This window comes from Corallibacter sp., assembly GCF_048381695.1.
In the GTDB taxonomy this organism is placed as follows: Bacteria; Bacteroidota; Bacteroidia; order Flavobacteriales; family Flavobacteriaceae; genus Corallibacter; species Corallibacter vietnamensis.
Genome location: NZ_JBLXHI010000001.1, coordinates 577,890 through 600,884 on the forward strand (window position 1 = coordinate 577,890; position 22,995 = coordinate 600,884).

Annotated in this window: 25 protein-coding genes; 11 read left to right on the top strand and 14 right to left on the bottom strand. The window is 32.0% G+C overall.

Annotation, left to right across the window (positions count from 1 at the left end; genetic code table 11):
* Position 1 precedes the first annotated feature (1 nt).
* Complete coding sequence (gene tsaB / locus ACN5J3_RS02660) at positions 2–676, top strand: tRNA (adenosine(37)-N6)-threonylcarbamoyltransferase complex dimerization subunit type 1 TsaB (protein ID WP_418510676.1); 675 nt, start codon at positions 2–4, stop codon at positions 674–676.
* A gap of 5 nt (positions 677–681) precedes the next feature.
* Here the strand turns inward: tsaB and ACN5J3_RS02665 are convergent, their stop codons facing one another.
* From ACN5J3_RS02665 to ACN5J3_RS02680, 4 genes are all read right to left on the bottom strand, one after another.
* Positions 682–1,494, bottom strand: a complete 813-nt coding sequence (locus ACN5J3_RS02665; protein WP_418509091.1) for a mechanosensitive ion channel family protein — start codon at positions 1,492–1,494, stop codon at positions 682–684.
* Between the two features lie 102 nt (positions 1,495–1,596).
* Positions 1,597–1,953: a DUF1304 domain-containing protein gene (locus ACN5J3_RS02670; RefSeq protein ID WP_418509092.1), complete on the bottom strand. Its 357-nt coding sequence runs from the start codon at positions 1,951–1,953 to the stop codon at positions 1,597–1,599.
* A 47-nt stretch (positions 1,954–2,000) separates the two neighbouring features.
* Positions 2,001–2,201 carry a dodecin family protein gene (locus ACN5J3_RS02675; RefSeq protein ID WP_344727865.1) on the bottom strand — a complete coding sequence of 67 codons (201 nt, stop codon included), beginning with the start codon at positions 2,199–2,201 and terminating at the stop codon, positions 2,001–2,003.
* A gap of 72 nt (positions 2,202–2,273) precedes the next feature.
* Positions 2,274–3,176 carry a NifU family protein gene (locus ACN5J3_RS02680; protein WP_418510677.1) on the bottom strand — a complete coding sequence of 301 codons (903 nt, stop codon included), beginning with the start codon at positions 3,174–3,176 and terminating at the stop codon, positions 2,274–2,276.
* A 248-nt stretch (positions 3,177–3,424) separates the two neighbouring features.
* Here ACN5J3_RS02680 and ACN5J3_RS02685 point away from each other — a divergent pair, with 248 nt between their 5' ends.
* From ACN5J3_RS02685 to ACN5J3_RS02700, 4 genes are all read left to right on the top strand, one after another.
* Positions 3,425–4,426 carry a type IX secretion system membrane protein PorP/SprF gene (locus tag ACN5J3_RS02685; protein ID WP_418510678.1) on the top strand — a complete coding sequence of 334 codons (1,002 nt, stop codon included), beginning with the start codon at positions 3,425–3,427 and terminating at the stop codon, positions 4,424–4,426.
* 225 nt (positions 4,427–4,651) lie between these two features.
* Positions 4,652–6,811, top strand: a complete 2,160-nt coding sequence (locus ACN5J3_RS02690; protein WP_418510679.1) for a histidine kinase — start codon at positions 4,652–4,654, stop codon at positions 6,809–6,811.
* Positions 6,812–6,825: 14 nt separating this feature from the next.
* Positions 6,826–7,560, top strand: a complete 735-nt coding sequence (locus ACN5J3_RS02695; RefSeq protein ID WP_418510680.1) for a LytR/AlgR family response regulator transcription factor — start codon at positions 6,826–6,828, stop codon at positions 7,558–7,560.
* Between the two features lie 12 nt (positions 7,561–7,572).
* Positions 7,573–8,085: a gamma carbonic anhydrase family protein gene (locus ACN5J3_RS02700; RefSeq protein WP_344727875.1), complete on the top strand. Its 513-nt coding sequence runs from the start codon at positions 7,573–7,575 to the stop codon at positions 8,083–8,085.
* Positions 8,086–8,089: 4 nt separating this feature from the next.
* On the opposite strand, the gene murI is transcribed toward ACN5J3_RS02700, so the two are convergent.
* From murI to ACN5J3_RS02740, 8 genes are all read right to left on the bottom strand, one after another.
* The gene (murI, locus tag ACN5J3_RS02705; protein WP_418509098.1) at positions 8,090–8,869 is read right to left on the bottom strand and encodes a glutamate racemase; all 780 of its coding nucleotides are present in this window, start codon (positions 8,867–8,869) and stop codon (positions 8,090–8,092) included.
* A 64-nt stretch (positions 8,870–8,933) separates the two neighbouring features.
* A complete protein-coding gene (locus ACN5J3_RS02710; protein WP_344727879.1) occupies positions 8,934–9,443 on the bottom strand; it encodes an OmpH family outer membrane protein in 510 nt (169 codons plus the stop codon).
* Positions 9,444–9,487: 44 nt separating this feature from the next.
* A complete protein-coding gene (locus tag ACN5J3_RS02715; RefSeq protein ID WP_418510681.1) occupies positions 9,488–10,489 on the bottom strand; it encodes an OmpH family outer membrane protein in 1,002 nt (333 codons plus the stop codon).
* 173 nt (positions 10,490–10,662) lie between these two features.
* The gene (locus tag ACN5J3_RS02720; protein ID WP_418510682.1) at positions 10,663–13,338 is read right to left on the bottom strand and encodes a BamA/OMP85 family outer membrane protein; all 2,676 of its coding nucleotides are present in this window, start codon (positions 13,336–13,338) and stop codon (positions 10,663–10,665) included.
* Entirely contained in the window at positions 13,271–13,954 is a 684-nt protein-coding gene (locus ACN5J3_RS02725; RefSeq protein WP_418509252.1) for an isoprenyl transferase, read from the bottom strand. Before ACN5J3_RS02725 ends, ACN5J3_RS02720 begins: the two co-directional genes overlap by 68 nt.
* Before the next feature lie 58 nt (positions 13,955–14,012).
* On the bottom strand, positions 14,013–14,702 hold the full coding sequence (locus tag ACN5J3_RS02730; protein WP_418510683.1) for a DUF6089 family protein: 690 nt from the start codon (positions 14,700–14,702) through the stop codon (positions 14,013–14,015).
* Positions 14,703–14,801: 99 nt separating this feature from the next.
* On the bottom strand, positions 14,802–15,686 hold the full coding sequence (locus ACN5J3_RS02735; protein ID WP_418510684.1) for an NAD kinase: 885 nt from the start codon (positions 15,684–15,686) through the stop codon (positions 14,802–14,804).
* 4 nt (positions 15,687–15,690) lie between these two features.
* The gene (locus tag ACN5J3_RS02740; protein WP_418510685.1) at positions 15,691–16,350 is read right to left on the bottom strand and encodes an acetoin utilization protein acuB; all 660 of its coding nucleotides are present in this window, start codon (positions 16,348–16,350) and stop codon (positions 15,691–15,693) included.
* Positions 16,351–16,441: 91 nt separating this feature from the next.
* Between ACN5J3_RS02740 and ACN5J3_RS02745 the strand changes: the two genes are divergently transcribed.
* From ACN5J3_RS02745 to clpX, 6 genes are all read left to right on the top strand, one after another.
* Complete coding sequence (locus ACN5J3_RS02745) at positions 16,442–17,155, top strand: pyridoxine 5'-phosphate synthase (RefSeq protein WP_418510686.1); 714 nt, start codon at positions 16,442–16,444, stop codon at positions 17,153–17,155.
* Positions 17,156–17,159: 4 nt separating this feature from the next.
* Positions 17,160–17,930, top strand: coding sequence for an alpha/beta fold hydrolase (locus ACN5J3_RS02750; RefSeq protein ID WP_418510687.1), 771 nt, complete (start codon positions 17,160–17,162; stop codon positions 17,928–17,930).
* A gap of 43 nt (positions 17,931–17,973) precedes the next feature.
* Positions 17,974–18,321 carry a phage holin family protein gene (locus tag ACN5J3_RS02755; RefSeq protein ID WP_418509108.1) on the top strand — a complete coding sequence of 116 codons (348 nt, stop codon included), beginning with the start codon at positions 17,974–17,976 and terminating at the stop codon, positions 18,319–18,321.
* 115 nt (positions 18,322–18,436) lie between these two features.
* Positions 18,437–19,765: a trigger factor gene (gene tig / locus ACN5J3_RS02760; protein ID WP_418510688.1), complete on the top strand. Its 1,329-nt coding sequence runs from the start codon at positions 18,437–18,439 to the stop codon at positions 19,763–19,765.
* 95 nt (positions 19,766–19,860) lie between these two features.
* A complete protein-coding gene (gene clpP / locus ACN5J3_RS02765) occupies positions 19,861–20,535 on the top strand; it encodes an ATP-dependent Clp endopeptidase proteolytic subunit ClpP (RefSeq protein WP_344727912.1) in 675 nt (224 codons plus the stop codon).
* Positions 20,536–20,563: 28 nt separating this feature from the next.
* A complete protein-coding gene (clpX, locus tag ACN5J3_RS02770) occupies positions 20,564–21,796 on the top strand; it encodes an ATP-dependent Clp protease ATP-binding subunit ClpX (protein WP_418510689.1) in 1,233 nt (410 codons plus the stop codon).
* Positions 21,797–21,841: 45 nt separating this feature from the next.
* Here clpX and ACN5J3_RS02775 read toward each other — a convergent pair whose 3' ends face one another.
* Together ACN5J3_RS02775 and ACN5J3_RS02780 are read right to left on the bottom strand one after the other, a co-directional pair.
* Complete coding sequence (locus ACN5J3_RS02775) at positions 21,842–22,528, bottom strand: lycopene cyclase domain-containing protein (protein WP_418510690.1); 687 nt, start codon at positions 22,526–22,528, stop codon at positions 21,842–21,844.
* A gap of 3 nt (positions 22,529–22,531) precedes the next feature.
* Entirely contained in the window at positions 22,532–22,984 is a 453-nt protein-coding gene (locus tag ACN5J3_RS02780; RefSeq protein ID WP_344727921.1) for a carotene hydroxylase, read from the bottom strand.
* Positions 22,985–22,995 lie beyond the last annotated feature (11 nt).

The window sequence follows — 22,995 nt, forward strand, 5'->3', positions numbered from 1 at the left end:
TTTGGCACTTATACTAAACATAGAAACAGCAACAACAAATTGTTCAGTCTCTCTTTCAAAAAAAGGAGAGACTTTTGCTTTAAAAGAAGATTACAATAACGGTTATTCACATGCCGAACGCTTACACGTGTTTATAGATACAATACTTAAAGAAAATAACATTGAGCCTTCACAGCTTGACGCTATAGCTATAAGTAAAGGTCCTGGATCTTATACAGGACTTCGTATAGGTGTGTCTGCAGCAAAAGGGCTTTGTTTTGCATTAAATAAGCCGTTAATAGCAGTTTCAACATTAGAGGCTTTAGCACACCAAGTGAAAGCAAAAAACGGTATTATAGTACCAATGCTTGACGCAAGGCGTATGGAGGCTTATACGGCTGTTTTTGATGCTGATTATAAACCTATTCAAGATATAGAGGCAAAAATTATTGAAACAACATCTTTTAGTACATATTTAGAAAGCGGAAACGTTTACTTTATTGGTAACGCTATAGAAAAAACTAAAACAGTTGTGACTCATAAAAATGCCGTTTTTATTGAAGATAAATTACCATCGGCAAGTAGTATGAGTTTGTTAGCTTATAATAAATATAAAATAAGCGACGTAGAAGACGTCGCTTATTTTGAACCATATTATTTAAAAGATTTTGTTGCTATAAAGCCAAAATCTAAATAAAAGTTTTATTCACCTTTATGAATTTCAACTTGATGTGGATAAGGTATTTCAATACCAGCAGCATCAAGCGCTTCTTTTGTTTGTTCTGTTACATCAAAGTAAACAGCCCAGTAATCTTCTGTTTTAGACCAAGGTCTTACAGCAAAATTAATAGAACTGTCTGCCAACTCTAATACTGTAACAGCAGGTGCAGGATCTTGTAAAACTTTAGGATGCGATGTAAGTACGTTCATTAGTACTTCTTTGGTTTGTTTTATGTCAGACTCATAGCCAACACCAAACACTAAATCTACACGTCTTGTTCCTTCAGTTGAATAGTTTACAATATTACCGTTAGATAAAGCACCGTTAGGAATAATAATTTCTTTATTTGATAAGCCAGTTAATTTTGTAGTAAATATTTCTATTTCTTTAACAACACCTATCTCTCCTTGAGCTTCTATTAGGTCACCTATTTTAATAGGTTTAAAAATCATTAATAAAACGCCGCCAGCAAAGTTACCTAGAGACCCTTGAAGCGCCATACCTACAGCTAGTCCAGCAGCAGCTAATACAGCAGCAAATGATGTGGTTGGTACGCCCAATACGCCTAATAATGTTATAACTAGCAATATTTTTAATCCCCAACTTAATAGGTTTATTAAGAATTTTTGAAGGCTTTCATCATAATTGCTTTTTGTCATAAGTTTTTTAGTAGCATTCATGATTTTTTTAATAATCCAGGAGCCAACTATCCAAAATACAATTGCGCCAATGACTTTTAAGCCGTATTCGGTTGCAAATTCAACGGCTGTGTTTGTCCATTTTTCTAAATCCATGTTTTTGTTTTAAATTAATTAATATGTAAAAATAATAAAGTGATAAACACTTAAATTTAATATAAGGTTAAAAATTGAAACATAAAATTCTATGTGTTGAATTTATGTTAATAGTACTAGAATAAGTGTCATAATAGCAGGAACGGCTTGAATATAAAATAACGTAATCTTTTTTGTAGAATATGCGCCGTATATACCAGCTATAGAAACACAAGTCAAAAAGAAAACAGCCAAATTCATATTGTTATTTAACAGTGCGTAAATAATACCAGCAGCAAGAAAACCATTGTATAAACCTTGGTTGGCTGCTAATACTTTTGTGTCTTCAGCAAACTCCTTTGATTTTAACCCAAATGCTTTTATGCCTTTTTTTGTTGTCCAAAGAAACATTTCTAAATATAAAAAGTACAAATGCTCAAAAGCAATAAATCCTAAAAGTATATATATCAATAACGTCATAGTCATAAAAACAAAAAACCACCTTTTTACAGGTGATTTTTTATAGGTTATTTAACTTCAAAAGTGAGTTTTAGATTTACTCTAAATTCTGTTACATTATCACCATTTACAATGGCGCTTTGGTCTTGAACATAAACAGAACGTATGTTTTTTACTGTTTTAGAGGCTTCTTTTACAGCCTTTTTAGTTGCGTCTTCCCAGCTCTTATCAGAGTTTGATAAGACTTCTATAACTTTTAATACTGCCATGATTTTGTCTTTTATAAGTTTACTTAAAAATACTTATTTTTTTGACACCATAAAAGCTGTTTAGTCACTTATTTAGCCATTTATAGCTTCTACAGTAGAAATTTTTCCTTGCAACATTTCTTTAAGCATATTTTCTATACCGCTTTTTAGAGTAAATGTTGATGACGGACAACCACTACAAGCACCTTGTAAAATAACTTTTACAACTTTACTATCTGGATTGTAAGATTCAAACTGAATGTTTCCACCATCGCTAGCTACTGCAGGTTTTACATATTCTTCAAGAATATTTACAATTTCTTTTGACGTATCATCAAGTGCCTCAAAAGACTCGTCTAGTTGTTCAGTTGTTTTCTTTAAAACTTGTTGTGCATCTGGTTTTAAAATTTCTTTACCTTGCTCGATATAGCTTCTTATAAACTCACGAATTTCCATTGTAATATCATTCCAATCTGCCATGTCATATTTTGTAATAGACACATAGTTTTCATCAAAGAAAACAGCTTTCACAAAAGGAAAATGGAATAATTCGCTAGCCAAAGGAGACACTATGGCTTCATCAATAGAAGTAAATTCATAAGATGTTGTAACAAGTTTTTTGTTTGCAACAAATTTCATGGTTGCAGGATTTGGTGTGCTTTCCGCATATACTGTTACGGGAACCTTTTTAGGTTTAGCATCTTCCTCTAAAACAACGCCTCCATTATTTAAGAATGCTTCAATTTGTTGTGCTACTTCTTCTTGTACATCTTTCCACTCAACAATATTGTAGCGTTCTACAGCTATAAAATTTCCTGAAATGTAAACTTTTTTTACAAACGGTAAGTAAAATAACTGTTGTGCTAACGGAGAGTTTTTAGCATCATCTATGTTGTTAAATTCAAAACTTTGATGTTGGGTAATAAAGGTGTTTACCTCAAATTTTATTATGGTATGATTGTTAGTTTCTTTTATTGAAACTTGATATTGACTCATTTTATTTTTTTTTACAAAAATACTAAAAGTTAACTTCAGTTATCCATATATTTGGCCATTATTGTTTTTTTGAAAAAAATCGATTTAAAAATTCAGAATATTAAAAGGCTTTAACTATTATGATGCCTTTTGTAAAAAGTAAATTTTATATATTTGGCTTCTGATTATAATTTTATGGTCAATAACAAGTTTATATAAGATAAAAACAGACGATAAGTTTTAATCAGTCTGCCCTGAAAACTAAATTTATGATGTTGAAAAGATTCTACATATTAGTATCAGTGATATTTTTCACACAATTTGCAAACTCTCAAGAAGGACTTCCTGTTTATACAGATTATCTAACAGATAACTATTATTTAATTCATCCATCTATGGCAGGTGCAGCAAATTGCGCTAAAATAAGAATGACAGGTCGCCAGCAATGGTTTGGTCATGAAGATGCGCCTAAACTTTTAACAATAAGTGCTAATGGAAGAATAGGAGATTCGCAATCAGGTATTGGTGCTATTTTTTATTCAGATAAAAATGGTTACCATTCTCAAAACGGTGCGTATGTAACGTATGCACACCATATTATGTTTTCAAGAAGTGAGTTAGACTTAAACATGTTATCTTTTGGTTTAAGCGTAGGTGCTATTCAATATAAACTAGACGAAACTGCTTTTCTTAATGAGTTGCCAGATCGTTTAATATCAGGAATTGAGCAAAGTTCTACTAATTTTAATATGGATTTTGGTTTCTCTTACCACTTGTATAACTTTTATGCTCACGCAACGGTAAAAAACATTTTAAAAAATGAAGGTATAAATAATGATCTTGAGGTTACTAGTAATTTAAGACGTTATTTAGTGTCTGCAGGAACTGTGTTTGGCAGATATGGTAGTGAGTGGTCTTATGAGCCTTCAATTATGTATCAATATAAAGATGCTACAAAAGAATCATCTATAGATGTTAATGCTAAAGTTTACAAAGAAATGGAATTTGGTAAGCTTTGGGCAGGTTTATCTTACAGACGTAGTTTTGATGGTGCAGAATATTATGATAATGGTAGCGTAAGCAGCCAAAAACTTCAATATTTTTCGCCACTTGTAGGTATAAACTATAATAAATTTATGTTTGCTTATACTTACGCTTATCAAGCAAACTCTGTAGTGTTTAATAATGGTGGTTTTCATCAAATAACGCTTGGTTATAACTTTAACTGTAGAAAAGAGCGTTACCACTGTAATTGTCCTGCAGTAAACTAATAATACATCTGTTTATAAAATAAAAAAAGCGCCTTGAACTTATATTCAAGGCGCTTTTTTTATTTAAAAACTATGAATGAGTAAACAGGTCGTTAAAATGAGTGATACCCTATACTTATTTAGTTATACCTAGTAATTGCATATTAAAGCTTTTAATTCCAGCTATAGGCTATTTTATTTTATCAGTTAAAGTGCGTAAGTTTATATTTTGAAGCCAATATTTACATGAAAATAGTTTTAAAATGTTTCATCTTTTTTGTTGTTTGCTTACAGGCAAGTAGCTTGTCTGCTCAAAGATTTAAGTCATTAAATAACGAAGAGGTTTTTACAGTAAGAGGCTCTGTAACAGAAAAATATACTAGAAATCCTATAGCAAAAGTAAATATAGAAGTAAATGGCGGAGCTTACACAACAACCAATATAGCTGGAGACTTTAGAATTCAGGTTAAATATGGCGATGAGCTTATAATTAGACATAAAGATTTCAATACCATTTATTACACTATTAATAGCCGAGAGCGTATAGATGTAATTGTAGAGCCTGCTATTACATCAAGCTCTGTAAAAAGTAAATATAAAAGTCCTAAACAGTTCAATGCCTTAATAGACTCTGCGTTGGTATATCTCAAATCTGATGCAGAAAAAAGCATTCAATTTGTAACAGAAGCCTTATCAGAGAGTAAGTCTGTAAAGCAAAATTCAGAAGTTTATGAAGTTTTAGGAGATGTTAACGTTTACTGGAAACAATACGATTTAGCAATATCAAATTACCGAATAAGCCTCAATAATGTGCAAACTAATGAAGTAAAGTTAAAATTGGCCAAAGTATATGAACTTAATGGTAACTACCAAGAGAGTATTGAGCTTTATAATTCACTAGAAGAGCCAGAGCTATCTAATTGGCAAATAACAACAAAGTACGAAGGTCTTGCTGATGTTTATTTAAAAACAGAAGATTTAAAAACAGCCTTAAACACCTATAAAAAAGCTCTTGAAATAGCCAAGGATAAAAAACTATCACCTAAAATAACCGATTTAAATTCTAAAATAGCCCAGGTTTATGAAAAAATGGGTGCTACAAATTTAGCAGAATCTTTTTACAAATCTGCGATGAGTTTAGCCTCACAGCAAAGTAAGAAACGTGCAGTAGAAGAGAAAGAAAAGGTTGCCGAGTTTCAAAGTAAAAATAACGCTATTGAAGCTGAAATTGCCTTGAGAGAAGAAGTTGTAAAGGATGTTCAGGATATTGAAAAAGATTCAATTATTTCAAATGATAGCCCAATAACAATTCAAAAGCAAAACTATAAAATAGGTACAGCTTATGCATTACAAAATGACTATGAAAAAGCCATTCCGTACTTAAAGAAGAGTATTGAGGTTGCCGAAGATAAAGAAGATTTGGTCATTCAAAAAGATGCTACAAGGAAGCTTTCTGAAGTATATCGTGATGCAGGAGATTATAATAAAGCATTATCTACAACAAAGGTTTATGAGCGATTAGTTGACGAACTTTATATAAAAAAGGAACAAGAAATTATACAAGCAGCAAGATTTAGTAGAGACTTAGCAAATAAGCAAAATCGTATAATGAGCCTGGAAAATGAACGCCAACTTGCTGAAAGCAAGTATCAGTTAACTGCCGAGCGAAATAAGCGTCAAAAACTTGTAATTTACTCACTTATTGGAGGTTTAGTTTTACTATTGGTTACAGCATATTTTATGTTTAAATACATAAAACAACAGCGTCTTGCAAACAATTTATTGGCTTTAAAATCTTTGCGTAGTCAAATGAATCCGCATTTTATTTTTAATGCTTTAAACTCGGTAAATAGCTTTATAGCCACAAACGATGAGCGTACCGCAAACAAGTATTTATCAGATTTTTCTATCTTAATGCGCACTGTTTTAGAAAACAGTGAAAAAGACTTCATTCCGTTAGAGAAAGAAATTGAACTACTAGAGTTATACACCAAGTTAGAACATTTTCGTTTTCAAGATAAGTTTGATTATTCCATTATAGTAAATGACAATGTTGAGGTAGAAGATTATCAAATTCCACCAATGTTGCTTCAGCCATATATAGAGAATGCGGTATGGCATGGCTTGCGTTACAAAACCGAAAAAGGTTTATTGCAAATTGTAGTTAGTAAAAAAACAGAGTCAGAAATCACGATAACAATAACCGATAATGGAGTAGGAAGAGCACGATCTAAATCTCTTAAAACAGATCATCAGAAAAAGCAAAAATCTACAGCTATGAATAACATAAAAAAACGTGTAAATATCTTAAATACGATGTATAAAGATAAAGTAGATGTATTTGTAGATAATTTATCAAACGCTCAAGATTCAGGAACAAAAGTGGTTGTTACGTTGAGGAAATAAAGAAAATTAAACTTATGAAACTAAACGCTATAATAGTAGAAGATGAAGCTGCAAGTAGAGATATTTTAAGAAATTATCTTAAAAAATATTGCCCCAATGTAAATGTTATTGGAGAAGCTGAAAATATTGAAGAAGGTTTGGTGCTTATTAGAAATCATGACTTGGATGTTGTTTTTCTAGATGTAGAAATGCCTTACGGAAATGCTTTTGACCTACTGGATAAGGTAGGTGATGTTAACTTCGAGACTATTTTTGTGACTGCCTATAATCATTATGCAATAGATGCGCTAAACGCACACGCTTCGTATTATTTAATGAAACCTATTTCCATAGACGAGCTTATAAAAGCCGTTGATTATGTAACAGAAATAAAAACCAAAGAGCAAGCTTTGCAAGATCAGGTGTTAGTGCCAAAAACAACACAGATAAATGGTAAGGTAACCATACCGCAGCAAGATGGTTTTGAGGTTATTAATACGGCTGATATTCTATTTTGTAAAGCCGATGATAACTATACAGAAATACATCTTATTACCAATAAGAAAAAAGTAGTAAGTAAAACATTAAAACATTTTGAAGATACTTTAAGCAACGATAGCTTTGTAAGAGTACATAAATCATATTTAGTAAATGTGAACGAAGTTGTAAAGTATGTTAAAGGAAAAGGTGGTAGTGTTGTTTTAAGTAACGGAAAAGAAATACTAGTATCTGCTTCAAAAAAGTCTAATTTATTGTCTTACTTTAAATAAAAAATAATTCAAATGCCAATCATAAAGCCAGTAAAAGGAAAACAACCACAAATACCAGACGATTGCTACATCGCAGAAAATGCAACTATTGTAGGAGAAGTGATTATGGGAAATACATGTAGCGTTTGGTTCAATGCTGTTATACGAGGCGATGTTCATTTTATAAAAATGGGTAATAAAGTAAACGTACAAGATGGCGCTGTAATTCATGCAACGTATCAAAAGTCACCAACAACTATAGGTAATAATGTATCTATTGGTCATAATGCCATTGTGCATGGTTGTACTATTCATGATAATGTTCTCATCGGTATGGGAAGCATTGTTATGGACGATTGTGTTATTGAAAGTAATAGTATTATTGCGGCAGGAGCAGTTGTTACACAAAACACTAGAGTAGAAGCAGGAAGCATTTATGCAGGTGTTCCAGCAAAAAAAGTCAAGGATATAAGTAAGGAATTAATTTCTGGAGAGATTGACCGTATTGCTAATAATTATGTGAAGTATTCTAGTTGGTTTAAATAGAGAACTAAAAATCTAAATATTCAGCCTTATTTTTATTCCCTAGCAGCGTTGTCATAACATCCGGATGAGCATTACTGTAAAAAGTGTGTTTTGCAGTAATAGGAAGCTGGTTTAAAAGGTGTTCTTTTTCTAAAATAGCTTTGGTTTGTCTTGCAACGGCTTCACCAGAATCTATAATTTTAACATGTTTAGGGAGTAGTTTGAGCAATTCAGGAATCAGATAAGGATAATGTGTGCATCCTAAAACCAAATAATCAATTTCAGCATCAATCATAGGTTTTAAATATTTTTTTAAAAGTACTTTAATTTCTTGGCTACCTATTTGTCCTTGTTCAATAAGTGGTACGAGGCCTTCACCTACTTGTTCTATAACTTTTATCCCGTTACTATATAAATCTGATGTTTTATGAAATAGTTCACTAGATAGCGTTCCTTTTGTGGCTAAAATACCAACGGCTTTTGTTTTTGTGTTTAAAGCAGCAGGCTTAATAGCAGGTTCAATACCTATAAATGGGATGTCATACTGATCTCGTAGTATTTTTATGGCGTTTGTTGTTGCCGTGTTACAGGCTACAACAATAATTTTACAACCTTTTTTGATAAGTAGTTCGGTGTTTTTTATGCTTAAGTCTATAATATCTTGTTTAGACTTGTTGCCGTAAGGTGCATTTTTACTATCGGCTAAATAGATTGTACTCTCATTAGGTAATAGTAAGTTAAGCTCTTTCCAGATGGAAGTGCCGCCAACACCAGAATCAAAAACACCAATAGGTTGTTTACTCATATTACAAAAATAAAAAAGCCACTTATGTAAAGTGGCTTTTTTTAGATTTTTATTAGGGTTTAAATTAAAATCCTAATTCTTTTTTTACGTCTTCAAGTAAGTTTTTACCATCAGCCATAATTACGCCACCACCTTGAGTAGAGTCAAGTACATATTGGTAACCTTGTGCTTTAGCTACTTTTAATATAGCTGCTTTAGCTTTTTCAGTAATAGGTTTTAGTAATTCAACTTCTTTCTTTTGCATTTCTTGTTGTGCAGTACCTTGGTATTGCTGAATGTTTTGTTGCATAGTTTGTACTTCAACTAAACGTTTTTGGTTTTCTTCATCAGTTTTTGTTGAAGCTTCAGATTCGTATTGCTTCATTTTATTCTGATATGTAGTCACCATTTCTTTAATATCAGCTTCATAGGTTTTTCCTAATTTATCCATTTCACCTTGAGCGGTTTTCCATTCTGGCATCGCTTGAATTAATTCTTGCGTATTGATATGAGCAACTTTACTTTGAGCCTGCATAAAACTTGTTGCTCCTAAAAATAGTACTGCTGCAAATAAAAGGGTTCTAAATTGTTTCATTTTAATTTTAATTAAGTATTAATGTGTGTTTAAGTTATTTATTATTAATCTTCTTCGTCTTCGTCAGACTGTTCATTGTTATTACTTTCTCTTTCTTCTTTAGCCTTTGCACGCTCTTCTAGTATTTGTCGTTTACGTTCTTCTAGTTCTAATTTTCTGCGTTCTCTATCAGCTAATTTTTTTTGGCGTCGTTCTTCAAGAATTTCTTCTCTTGTTTTTGGTTCTTGATCTTGGTCGCTTGTTTTGTTTTCTTCTATAGTTTCTTCTTCAGAAGCTGTGTCATCGTTGCTGGTTTGGTTTCTAGCGTCTAGTTTGTCTTGTCTTGCTTTAGCACGAGCTTGAATAATACTGTCACGTCTTCTTTGAATTTCAAGTTTTCTAGCTTCTCTAGCATCCATAATGCTGTCTCTACGATCACTAGCTTCTTTTTCTCTTGCTTCTAGCTCTTTGTTTACTTCAGGAACAACACTTTCTTGTTCTGCCATTCGGCGCTCGGCTCTTGTTTGTGCTTGTTTACGTTTTGCACTTCTAGTTATAGATCTAATAACTTCTTCGCTGAAGTCAAAACGATCTGCCGAGTAAAGCATTACAACATCTGCTGATTTGTCAAACACAAAATCGTATTTTCTTTTTGCAGCGATATCTTGAACTGCAGCAAAAATTTGATCTTGTATAGGTTGTATTAATTGCTTTTTTTGAATTATTAAATCGCCATTAGGCCCAAATCGTTTTTGTTGATAATCTAATATTTCTTTTTCTTCAAAAGCAATATCCTCTTCACGCTCTTCAATCTGTTCTTTTGTTAATAAGGCTTTTTCGTTGCTTAAATCCTTGCGCTTTTGTTCAATACCACTTAATTGGGTTTCAATTTCGGTTTTCCATTTTTGCACTTTAGATTCTAGCTGCGATGTAGCTTCTTGATATTCTGGAACGTTCTCAAGTATGTATTCTGTATCTATGTAACCTATTCTAACACCTCTTTGTGAGAAGCTAGATAAGCTTATCATAAATACTGCGATCACTAAAAAAAGAACTTTAAATCTCATCTGTTTCATGTTTATAATTTAATAGCATAATAAATTCTTAAAAAAATGACAGATGATTATTATTCTGCCCCTTTTTTGAATTAATGTTTTCAAAATTAACGAATTTTAATTTTAAAAATTTTAATTCAGGGTTTAAAATAATCAATTTGTTTATAGAAAATATCGTGCCAAAATTAAAATTGTTGTCCAATTATAAAGTGTGTTTGCCAACCACTCTTACTTGTTTGTCCAGTAGCAGGGTCAAATCCATGACCAAAATCTATTCCTAATAAACCAAATGCAGGCATGAAAATACGTAAACCTAATCCAGCTGAACGTTTTAAATCAAATGGGTTGTAGTCATGAAAATCATTATATGAAACTCCGCCTTCTAAAAAGCCTAGAACATAAATTTTTGCTGTTGCTTTTAATGTGATAGGGTAACGAAGCTCTAAAGAGAATTTATTATAGATAGTACCACCGTCTTGTGTAGAATATCCATTCTCGTCTGCTGGTTGTAAACTTTGGTTCTCATAACCACGTAAAGCAATTGTTTCTCTACCATCTAGGTTATAACCTCCTAAACCATCTCCACCAAGAAAGAATCTTTCAAAAGGAATTACACCACGATCTTGATTGTAGGCTCCTAAAAATCCAAACTCTAAACTAGGTCTCAAAACAAGCTTTTTAGCAAGTTCTGTATACCATTCTGCTTTAAATTTTATTTTGTAAAACTCTAACCATTTAAAACGCTCTTGATCTATTTCTGCAATACGGTCGGCAGCGCTATTTCTTACTGTTGTAGTTTCATTAGCGTCATTTACTACAGCTTGTTTTTCATCACGTTCGCTTTTTAATGCTTCATAATCAACGTTGTTAAACAATGAGTAAGGCACAGAAAGTTTTGCTGTTAAGCTAAATAACGATCCTCTTTGTGGGAATACAGGATCATTACCTCTATTATCTCTACTGATACCTATTGTGTATGCTAAATTGTTAGAGTAACCATCACCAAATGTAAATAAACCAGTGTTGTAGTTTTTTAAATCATAATGTTGGTAACTTACAGCTTGTGATAACGTAAAGTAATCATCAGGAATGGTAAGTCGTTTTGCTAGACCTAATGTAATACCTGTAATATTAAAACGCTTGTCTTTATCAGCTTCACCAGTGTAAGAGTTATATAAAAACTGTCTTGAGTGTGATAATGATGTTGAGAACTGAACAGGTTTTTTTCCTCCTAACCATGGTTCGGTAAAAGAGAAACTATAGGTCTGGTAGAAACGGCTAGCTTGTAAACGAAGCGCTAATTTTTGACCATCACCTCGTGGTACTGGGTGGTATGCATCAGGATTAAATATGTTTTTCAACGAAAAGTTATTAAACGATAATCCTAGAGTTCCGATAAAGCCACCACCACCGTAGCCTCCTTGTAATTCAACTTGACTAGATCCAGTTTCTTCAAGGCCATATTCTAAATCAATTGTACCTTCGTTTGGATTTGGGTTTTTGAAATTGGTTGCTATTTTTTCTGTATCAAAAAAGCCTAATTGACTTAACTGTCTTATGGTTCTTACCACATTAGACTTACTATATAATTGTCCTGGTCTTGTGTATAATTCTCTGTATATAACATTATCATTTGTAACATCATTTCCTGTTACAGATATATTATTAAAGTATACGGGTTTACCTTCTGAAATTCTTATTTCCATGTCTATGACATTTCCTTCAGCATTAACTTCAACAGGGTTTATGGTTGAGAATAAATAACCACTGTTTTGATATAGATTGGTTATATCATCAGCATCAGGTTTAGTGTTGTCTGCAATACGTCTGTCTAGTAGTACACCGTTGTATGTGTCACCTTTTTCAATTCGTAATATACTATTTAATACTTTGTCGCTATAAACAGTATTACCTATGAATTTAATATCACCAAATTTGTATTTAGTACCTTCTTCTACATCAATTTTTAATGTGACATTTTTTTTGTTGTTTACAATAAGAGTGTCTGAAATTATACGCGCATCTCTGTATCCGTTTTCTTTATATTTATCTACGAAGCTTGTTAAGTCTTCCTTGTAGTCGGCTTCTATGTATTTAGAGCGTTTAAAAAGGTTTTTGATACTTTTTTGTTTCGTGTTTTTCATCGCTCTACGTAGCTTTCTTGATTTTATAGAATCATTGCCCGTAATGATGATGTCTTTTACTTTTACTTTTTTTCCTTTGTCAATGTTTAAAACCATATTAACTCTTGATTTCTCTATAGAGTCATTTACTTCTATGGTATTTATGTAAACTTTAGCATTGTAAAAGCCGTCCTTTTTATATTTGTTTATTAGGTAGTTTTTTGTTGTTGTAATTAGGTTTTCGGTTACTTTAACACCTTTTTCTAATTTGTTTTCTTCTATAAGTTTCTCTTTTTTAGACTTCTTAATTCCATTGATTTTAAGCTCATTTAATTCAGGTAAATCAGAGAGTCTTATTTCAAGATATGCAATATTACCTTCTGTTTTTAGTAGGTATATATTAATGTCATTAAATAAATTGGAATCCCAAAGTTTTTTAATGGCTTTACTAATTTCTTCACCAGGAATAAGAATTTCTTCGCCTTTTCTTAAGCCAGAATAGGTAACTATTGTTTGTGCACTAAAATGGGTGTCACCAGAAACAGTAATGTCTCCAATGGTATATGTTTTGCCCTCATTGTAATTTAATTCTTGCGCATTAGTGTTATGGCAAACTACTGTAAGTAATAAGGTAAGTGTTAAACTTAAATATGTTCTCAAAGGTAGTTGTTTAGTTAATTTGTTCACTTGTTTTCCCAAATCTTCGTTCTCTTTTTTGATAATCAATAATGGCCTCATACAAATGGTCTTTTGTAAAATCAGGCCAAAGCACATTTGTAAAATATAATTCAGCATATGCAATTTGCCATAGTAGGAAATTACTTATACGTTGTTCGCCGCTTGTTCTAATTAGTAAATCTACGTCTGGTAAATTTTGCGTGTAAAGATGCTTATTTATAACCGATTCATCAATTTTTTCAGGCGAAATTATATTATTTTTAACTTTAAGGCTTATTTTTTTAACTGTATTTAGTATTTCTTCTCTAGAGCCATAGCTTAAAGCTAATGTTAGGCACATCCTATTGTTATCTTTTGTTTTTTCAATAACATCTTGTAACTCTTTATAAACCTTTTCAGGAAGAGCTTCAGAATTGCCTATGGTTGCTAGTTTTATATTATTTTTTTGAAGTGTACTTATTTCTTTTTTTAAGGAAGAAACAAGAAGTTTCATAAGTGTTTGTACTTCAATTTTAGGTCTGTTCCAGTTTTCTGTTGAAAACGCATAAAGAGTCAGGTTTTCAACGCCAAGTTCAGCACATCCTTCTACAACTTGCCTCACAGCTTTGGTGCCATTTTCATGACCAAAAGCACGTAGCATACCTTTTTGTTTAGCCCAACGCCCATTACCATCCATAATAATGGCAATGTGTTTAGGTAAAGCATTTGTATGTATTTGTTTTTTTAAATCCACATTAAAAAGAGCAAAAGCATGGTTTTTTACCAAAGGTATATGTTAAGGTTACTCCAGTAAAAACATACCAATCATTATTATTTGTATTTCCAAAAGCTGCAGGAGCTTCATTGTCATAATCAGGAACGCTACCATCTATTTCGTCAGAAAATGTGTAGCGGGCACCAATTTCAGCAGCTAAAATAAAGTTGCCAAGAATACTGGTTTTTATACCTAAAACCATTGGGATACCAAATGCAATACTAGAGGTGTCTTCAGAAATTAAACCTCTATTTCTTGCGAAAAAGAAGTTGTCATGATATGCAGCAGTAATACCAGTAAATAAATAAGGTGTTGTTTTTGGACGCTCATCATGTAAGTCGTAATCTAAAAATGTAAATTCTAAACCTAATGAGGCTTCAATAATTTGGTTTTTAAAACTATAGTCTCGTTCTACACGTCTAGGGTCATCAGATTCAGAGTCTTTTCCTTCTAGTTCAGAATATATTAATGAAAAACGAAATGCGTGCCTTGGGCTTCTGTTCCACTTATAAATACCTCCAAAAGCCGGACTGTTAGGAGCAATATGACTTGTTGATCCAACGTCACCAATAAAATTACTTGCTCCCAAAAACACACCTAGTTCATGGGTTTGAGAATAGCTTAATTGGCTTGTTAATATGATAATTACTATTGTGGTTAAATACCTCATAAATGTTCAAAAGTTTGCAAATATAATAAATAAGATTAGCCTATAACAATTTGAATCAAATTGTATTAGGATAAAACAGCTTTTATTAAAATTTATTGCTTAATTACGTCGGTCTTCACCCCAAAGTAGCTTTTTTCTTAATGTATCTAGAAAACTTTCATCTAGTAGTTCAATCATTTTGATTTTAAAAGGTGCTTTTTTTATTGTAATAAGGGTTTCGTTACTCAATGTTGCAATTCTAGAATCTAATGATACTAAATGATTTTCTTCACGACCACTTACTTTAAGTTGAATTTCAGTTGCATCAGGAATAATTAATGGTCGTGCGCTTAAGTTGTGTGGAGCGATAGGTGTTAATACAAAGCTGTTTGTGTCTGGTGTTATAACTGGGCCGCCACAACTTAAGGAATATCCTGTAGAACCTGTAGGTGTGGCAACTATTAGGCCATCACTCCAGTAAGAAGTAAGGTATTCATTATTAAGCTGTGTTTCTACGGTAATCATAGATGTTGTATTCTTTCGACTTACAGCAATTTCATTTAGAGCAAAATTGATGTCAACTAAATCAGGGTTTTCGGGAGTGGTTTTAATTTCTAATAAACTGCGTTCAGATATTTTATAGTTGCCTTTTAAAATATGGTCTATAGCAGTGGTAATATAATCGTTTTGAATAGTTGCTAAAAATCCTAAACGGCCAGTGTTTATACCTACTATAGGAATGCCTAGATCCTTTACCAATGTAATGGCTCTAAGTATAGTTCCGTCTCCACCAATACTAATAAGTAAATCAAAGCTTTTATCAAGACTAGTAAACGTATTAAAACTGTCGTAGTTTTTTTGTGTCTTTAACTGGCTGTTTATTATGTTAAAAAAGTTTTCCTCTATAAAGGCTTTTAGGTGATGCTTGTTTAAATAATCAAAAAGAATTTTAACCGCTTCTTCAGCGTTAATATGATAGAATTGTCCGAAAATGGCTATTTTCATTACGCTAAATGTTTAAGTATTTGTCTAAATATTCAGAACGATCTTTTAGGCTTTGTATGTAGTTGTCTTCTTCATGACCAGAAATAATATTGTAACTATAACGTCTAAATGTTTGTGCAACATCATTTAGGCTTGTATTACCAATTTTTAAAGTAATTTGAGCTACGTCATTTTCAATTTTTGAAATAAAAGCGCCTAGCAGCTTTCCGTCGTTAGATTCTACAATCTGGCTTATTTCACTAAATGAGTAATCGTTAAATCCTTTTTCAACAATAAGTATAGCACCTGCTTCAGAAAAGAAAGGTGTTTCATTAAAAAGGTTTATAATATCATTTAACTCGTAGTAACCCAAATAGGTGTTGCGGCTATCAAGCACAGGCATAATGTTTGTTGAGTTTTGAGCAAATGCTTCTAAAACATCAAGCCATAAAGTATTGTCTCTTACAAAAAAGCCCTCTATTGCATGATGACATTCAGAAATGATTTTATTCCTAGTAAAACAATGTACATCAGTTTCTGATAAACAACCCAAATACACATTGTCTTCATTCTTAACAGGAATATGAGAGTATGTCAATTGATTAAATAACAACTGCATATCACTTATTTTGTCTGTTATTAAAATAGGCTTTATGTCGTTTATTATGTAGTCTGAAAGATTCATAAATGTGTTTTTGTTGTTCCTGCAAATTAATTAAAAAATGCTACAATAAGCGTGATTGAGTTTGTATTTTTGTATTCTTAAAATAAAACTTATGACAAAGTTAAGTGTAAATATTAATAAGATAGCAACTTTAAGAAATTCTCGTGGAGGCGATATGCCTAATGTTGTGCAATTTGCTAAAGATGTTCAGAAATTTGGAGCAGAAGGTGTTACTATTCATCCAAGACCAGATGAAAGACATATTCGTTACCAAGATGCCTATGATTTAAAGTCTGAAGTGTATACCGAATATAATATAGAAGGTAACCCAATAGAAAAATTCACCAATATGGTTTTAGAGATAAAGCCTACGCAGGTAACTTTGGTGCCTGATGCTGTAGATGCTATAACTAGTAACGCAGGTTGGGATACCATTAAGCATAAGGGTTTTTTAGTTGAAATGATTCAAGAGTTTAAACAAAATGGTATTAGAACATCCATTTTTGTAGATCCAGATTTAAAACAAATAGAAGGCGCTAAAGAAACCGGAACAGATAGAATAGAATTGTATACAGAAGCTTTTGCACATCAATATAGTTTAGGTAATCACGAAGCTATAAAGCCTTACGCGGCATGTGCAGAGTTGGCCAATGAGCTTGGCTTGGGTGTAAATGCAGGACATGATTTATCGTTAGATAATATTCAGTTTTTTAAACAGCACATTCCTGGCTTATTAGAAGTGTCTATTGGTCATGCGCTTATTTCTGAAAGCTTATATTTAGGAATAGAAAACGTTGTTCAAATGTATTTACGAAAACTAAAATAACATTATGGATTTACATGCAAATGTATTAGGAGAAGGCACGCCGTTTATCATACTTCATGGTTTTTTGGGTATGAGCGATAACTGGAAAACATTAGGAAAAAAGTTTAGTGAAACAGGTTTCGAGGTTCACATGATTGATCAGCGTAACCACGGAAAAAGTTTTCATTCTGATGCTTTTGATTATGAACTTCTTGTTGAAGATTTAAAACAATACTGCGATAAGCATCAACTTAAAAACATTGTACTTCTAGGGCATTCTATGGGAGGCAAAACAGCGATGCTTTTTGCTACAACTTACCCTGAATTGGTTTCTAAATTGTTAGTTGCAGATATTTCACCGAGATATTATCCAATACATCATGATACCATACTAGAAGGATTAAGTAGCTTAAACTTTTCTGAACTAAAAAGTCGTGGCGAAGCCGATGAACAATTATCTCGTTACGTATCAGATTTTGGAACACGTCAATTTTTACTAAAAAACCTGTATTGGGTAGAAAAAGGCACACTTGCTTTACGCATGAACTTAGATGCGCTAAAAAAACACGTAGGTGAAGTAGGTGAAGCATTACCTATGCATGCCAAGTTTGATGGCGATACACTTTTTTTAAGAGGCGATAAAAGTGAGTACATAGCGCCACAAGATGAAACACTTATAAAGAATCATTTCCCTGAAGCGCAAATAGTAACTATAAGCAATGCAGGTCACTGGTTGCATGCTGAAAACCCTGAAGATTTTTATAATGCTGTTATAACGTTTGTAAAAGCATCATAGGTTTTTTGTATCTTTATGAAAAGAGACTAAAAAACCAACGTTTATGAACCTTATTATTAGAGTATTATTAACAGCTGTAGCAGTTGTTATTTTAGCAAAACTTTTACCAGGAGCAGCAGTTGAAGGTTTTGGTTCAGCAATCATTGTGGCTATAGTTTTAGGACTGCTTAACGCTATAGTAAAACCTATTTTGGTAATACTTACATTGCCAATTACCATTGTAACATTAGGATTGTTTTTGCTAGTTATCAATGCATGCATAATTCTATTAGCAGATAAATTTATAGATGGGTTTGGCGTAAGTGGCTTCTGGACAGCCTTGCTTTTTAGCTTACTACTATCATTGCTGCAATCTATTTTATATTCACTTTTAAAAGACGATAAAAAATAGACTGAAACACAAGCTGTTAAAAACTTTGTAGGGTTGTAAAAAAGTTATACTTTTGCAACCCTTTTTAATTAAATAATAGTTTTAAAAATGCCCTTTGGGCTTATGTCATAACACGATGAATATTACAAGAGAAAACATTGACGCATTAAATGCTGTGGTAAAGGTTGATATTGCTAAAGAAGATTATAGCGATAAAGTAGAAAAAATCTTATCAGATTACCGTAAAACAGCAAACATTCCAGGATTTAGAAAAGGACACGTGCCAATGGGAATGGTGAAAAAACAATACGGAAAAGCTGTATTGGTTGATGAAGTAAACAAATTACTTCAAGATGCATTAAATAAATATTTAACAGAAGAGAAACTTGACGTTTTAGGGCATCCGCTACCAAAGCCTCAAGACGATTTAGATTGGGATTCTGACAAACTATCATTTGAATTTGAATTAGGATTATCACCAGAATTTGATGTAGAATTAAAATCTAAAAAAGCTATCACTAGTTATACAATTGTTGCTGGAGATAAAATGATTGATGATCAAATTGAAAACATTCAAAAGCAATACGGCAAATTAATCTCTCAAGACGAAATAGCAAAAGATAGCGAAGTAACAGGTACTTTTAAAAACGAAGAAAAAGAGATTGAAAATACAGTAACCTTAACTTTAGATAAATTTAAAGGAAAAGCTACCGAAAAGAAATTTGTAGGAGCAAAAGTAGGTGATGTTATCAAACTTAAAACAAAAGGACTTTATGATGATGAGCATGAATTAATGCACGCTCTTAAATTAACACATGACGATGTTCATGGTTTAGATATTGAAGTAACTTTTACTGTAACAGAAATTAACGAACGTGAATTAGCAGATTTAGATCAAGAATTATTTGATAAATTATTTGGTAAAGACGTTGTAAAAAGTGTTACAGAACTAAAAGAAAAAATAAAAGAAGACGCTGAAAAACAATTTAAGCAACAAGCAGACCAAAAGTTATTAAATGATGTAACTGAATATTTAGTAGACAATACTAAATTTGATTTACCATCAGAGTTTTTAACAAAATGGATGCAAACTGCAGGCGAAAACGAATTAACAGAAGAGCAAGCAAAAGAAGAGTACGAAAAATCTGAAAAAAGCTTACGTTACCAATTAATAGAAAGTAAACTTATCGTAGAAAACGATATTAAGGTAACTATGGATGATATTAAAGACCATGCCAAGCAAATGATAAAAGCGCAAATGGCTCAATTTGGTCAAATGAATCCTTCAGATAAAGAATTAGAAGATATTGCAGCTAGAGTTTTATCAAATCAAGATGAAGCACGTCGTATATCAGAACAAATTATCAGTCAAAGATTGCTTGATATCTACAAAGAAAAAGCAAACCTTAAAGCAAAAGAAGTTACTTACGAAGACTTTATAAAAGAAGTTTACGGCGATAAATAAGTTAACAAACTTTTAAAGAATAAATCCTTATATTTAGGCGTTGAAATTTTATATTTTAACGCCTTTTTATTTCATTAAAACAATCACGACAAACTATGGATTACGCAAAAGAATTTGAGAAATTCGCTATAAAAGATCAAGGGATTAGTAGTACGTATTACAATAAAATAATGAGTAGTATGTATCCAACAAACCTGACTCCAAATATTATTGAAGAACGCCAAATGAACATCGCTATTTTTGATGTGTTTTCTCGTTTAATGATGGATCGTATTATCTTTATGGGAACAGCCATTAACGATCAAGTAGCAAATATTATACAAGCACAATTATTGTTTTTAGAAAGTACAGATGCATCTAAAGACATTCAAATATATATCAATTCACCAGGAGGTAGCGTTTATGCTGGTTTAGGTATTTATGATACAATGCAGTTTATAAAACCAGATGTAGCAACTATTTGTACAGGAATGGCAGCATCAATGGGCGCTGTATTATTATGTGCTGGAGAAAAAGGAAAGCGAAGCGGTTTATCTCACTCACGTGTTATGATTCACCAACCATTAGGAGGTGCGCAAGGTCAAGCTAGTGATATTGAAATTACAGCACGAGAAATATTAACATTAAAAGAAGAGCTTTATAACATTATTAGTAAACATTCAGGTCAGGATTACGACAAAGTATACGCAGATAGTGACCGTGACTACTGGATGAAAGCTGATAAAGCAAAAGAATATGGAATGATTGACGAGATTTTAGTTCGTGAATAATTCTAAAAAAAGAAAAGAAAACTGATTTATGGCAAAGGAAGATTTAGAATGCTCGTTTTGTGGTAGAAAAAAACCCGAAACAAACTTATTAATCGCTGGGCTAGATGCACACATTTGTGACAGATGTATAGAGCAAGCACATGGTATTGTTTTAGAAGAGTCAAAACAAAGTGATAATACTGACTTGTCTGCCGAGCTTATGTTGCGTAAACCACAGCAAATAAAAACATTTCTTGATGAGTATATTATTGGTCAAGAAATGACAAAAAAAGTAATGTCTGTGGCTGTTTACAACCATTACAAGCGATTATTACAAACACCTTCTGATGACGATATTGAAATACAAAAAAGTAATATCGTTATGGTAGGACAAACCGGAACAGGAAAAACCTTAATGGCAAAAACCGTAGCAAAAATGCTTAATGTGCCATTAGCTATTGTAGATGCTACTGTGCTAACCGAAGCTGGTTATGTAGGAGAAGATGTTGAAAGCATTTTAACACGTTTATTACAAGCAGCAGATTACAATTTAGAAAAAGCAGAAAAAGGGATTGTTTTTATTGATGAGATTGATAAAATAGCTCGAAAAAGTGATAACCCTTCAATAACTAGAGACGTATCTGGAGAAGGCGTTCAGCAAGCTCTACTTAAGCTTCTTGAAGGAACAACTGTAAACGTGCCGCCTAAAGGAGGACGTAAACATCCAGATCAAAAGTTTATTGAAGTCAACACAGAAAATATTTTATTTATTGCTGGTGGAGCTTTTGATGGTATAGATAAAATTATTTCAAAGCGTCTTAACATGCAAGCTGTTGGTTATAGTGCATCAATGTCTGATGAGCGCGTTGACCACGAGCACTTATTGCAGTACATTATTCCAAAAGATTTAAAAGATTTTGGATTAATTCCTGAAATAATAGGAAGACTTCCTGTGTTAACATACATGGATCCTTTGGATGGTAAAACATTGAGAGCTATCTTAACAGAACCTAAAAACGCTATCATAAAACAGTATAAAAAGCTGTTTGAAATGGATGAAATTGCTTTTAGTATGACAGATGGCGCTTTAGACTATATTGTTGAAAAAGCTATTGAATACAAATTAGGAGCTAGAGGATTGCGTTCATTGTGTGAAGAAGTCCTTACAGATGCTATGTTTGAGTTACCAGGAAGTAAAGAAAAAGAACTAAAAGTAACTAAAGCTTATGCTGAAGAAAAATTAACCAAAACCACATTAAAAAAACTAAAGGCAGTTTCTTAATACAAAGTAGGTTTTAATATAATAACAAAAGTCATTTGTAATATTTTACGAATGACTTTTTTGTTTAAAATAATGATATAAGTCAATATTACTTATTATCAAAAGTAAGCCATAAACTGAATCCTCTATAGGGATGTTTCCTAGGCGTATTCCTAGGTTTTCGGCATCATTGTACCACACAATAGGATCCACTATAAAACTACCTGTTAAAATGCCGTTGCTTATAAAGAAAAAAGGAAGCACCAATATATAACTTAAATAATGATAAGATAAGTCTGTTTTTTTTAATAAATGAATGCTTAAGTAGGCGCTAGTAACAAAAAAAGTAACCGAGGTATAGAGCCTATTGTAATTTATAATAGCTGTAAAAAGTAAAATTAATATAACAACAAGTGTCATGTAGTGCTGTATGTTTTTTAGTGGGTTGTTTTTTATTAAATATACAGTAGAAAAATATGTAAACACACATGAAAAAGGAATACAGATAAAGAATAGAATTTCTTCAATAGGAAGGTTTGTAATATAAAAGCCTGATAGATACGTATTGTTAAAACCCCAAATGCCTTTTTGAACAAATAACGCATCCCATATCAAAAATAAAAGAGCAATAATAAGGTTAGCTTTAATAAATGGTTTCCAGTCTTTGTAAAAAGCATGCTTTTTATAAAAACTAGCAATAAGCGGTATTGAGATACAAGCTAAATCTACCAATAAGTAAGTATAAGCTTTCATACGCTATTTTTTATGATGTTTTTTAGGAACATATAGTAATCCAAAACATTCTCCTTTTTCTTTGCCAAGATGTTTGTGGTGTACTTTGTGAGCTTTTCGTAGTCCTATAAGGTATTTGTTTTTTGTTTTTTTAAACCATTTAAAACGTTGATGAATAAGTACATCGTGAATTAAAAAATAAGTAACTCCGTAGAAAAAAATACCTAATCCAATAAAAAACAAAAAGTTTAAACTAGGCACAGCGCCAAAATAAAATAGTAGAATACTAGGAGTTGCAAATATGATAAAGAAAGCATCGTTTTTTTCAAAAACATGCGGATACTTTGGTTGATGATGGTCCTTATGTAAATACCATAAAAAACCATGCATAATATATTTGTGTGTAAGCCAAGTAATGGCTTCCATTAATAAAAATGTAGCAAGAGTTACAATACTGTATAATAAAATAGTTACCATATTATTAGCGT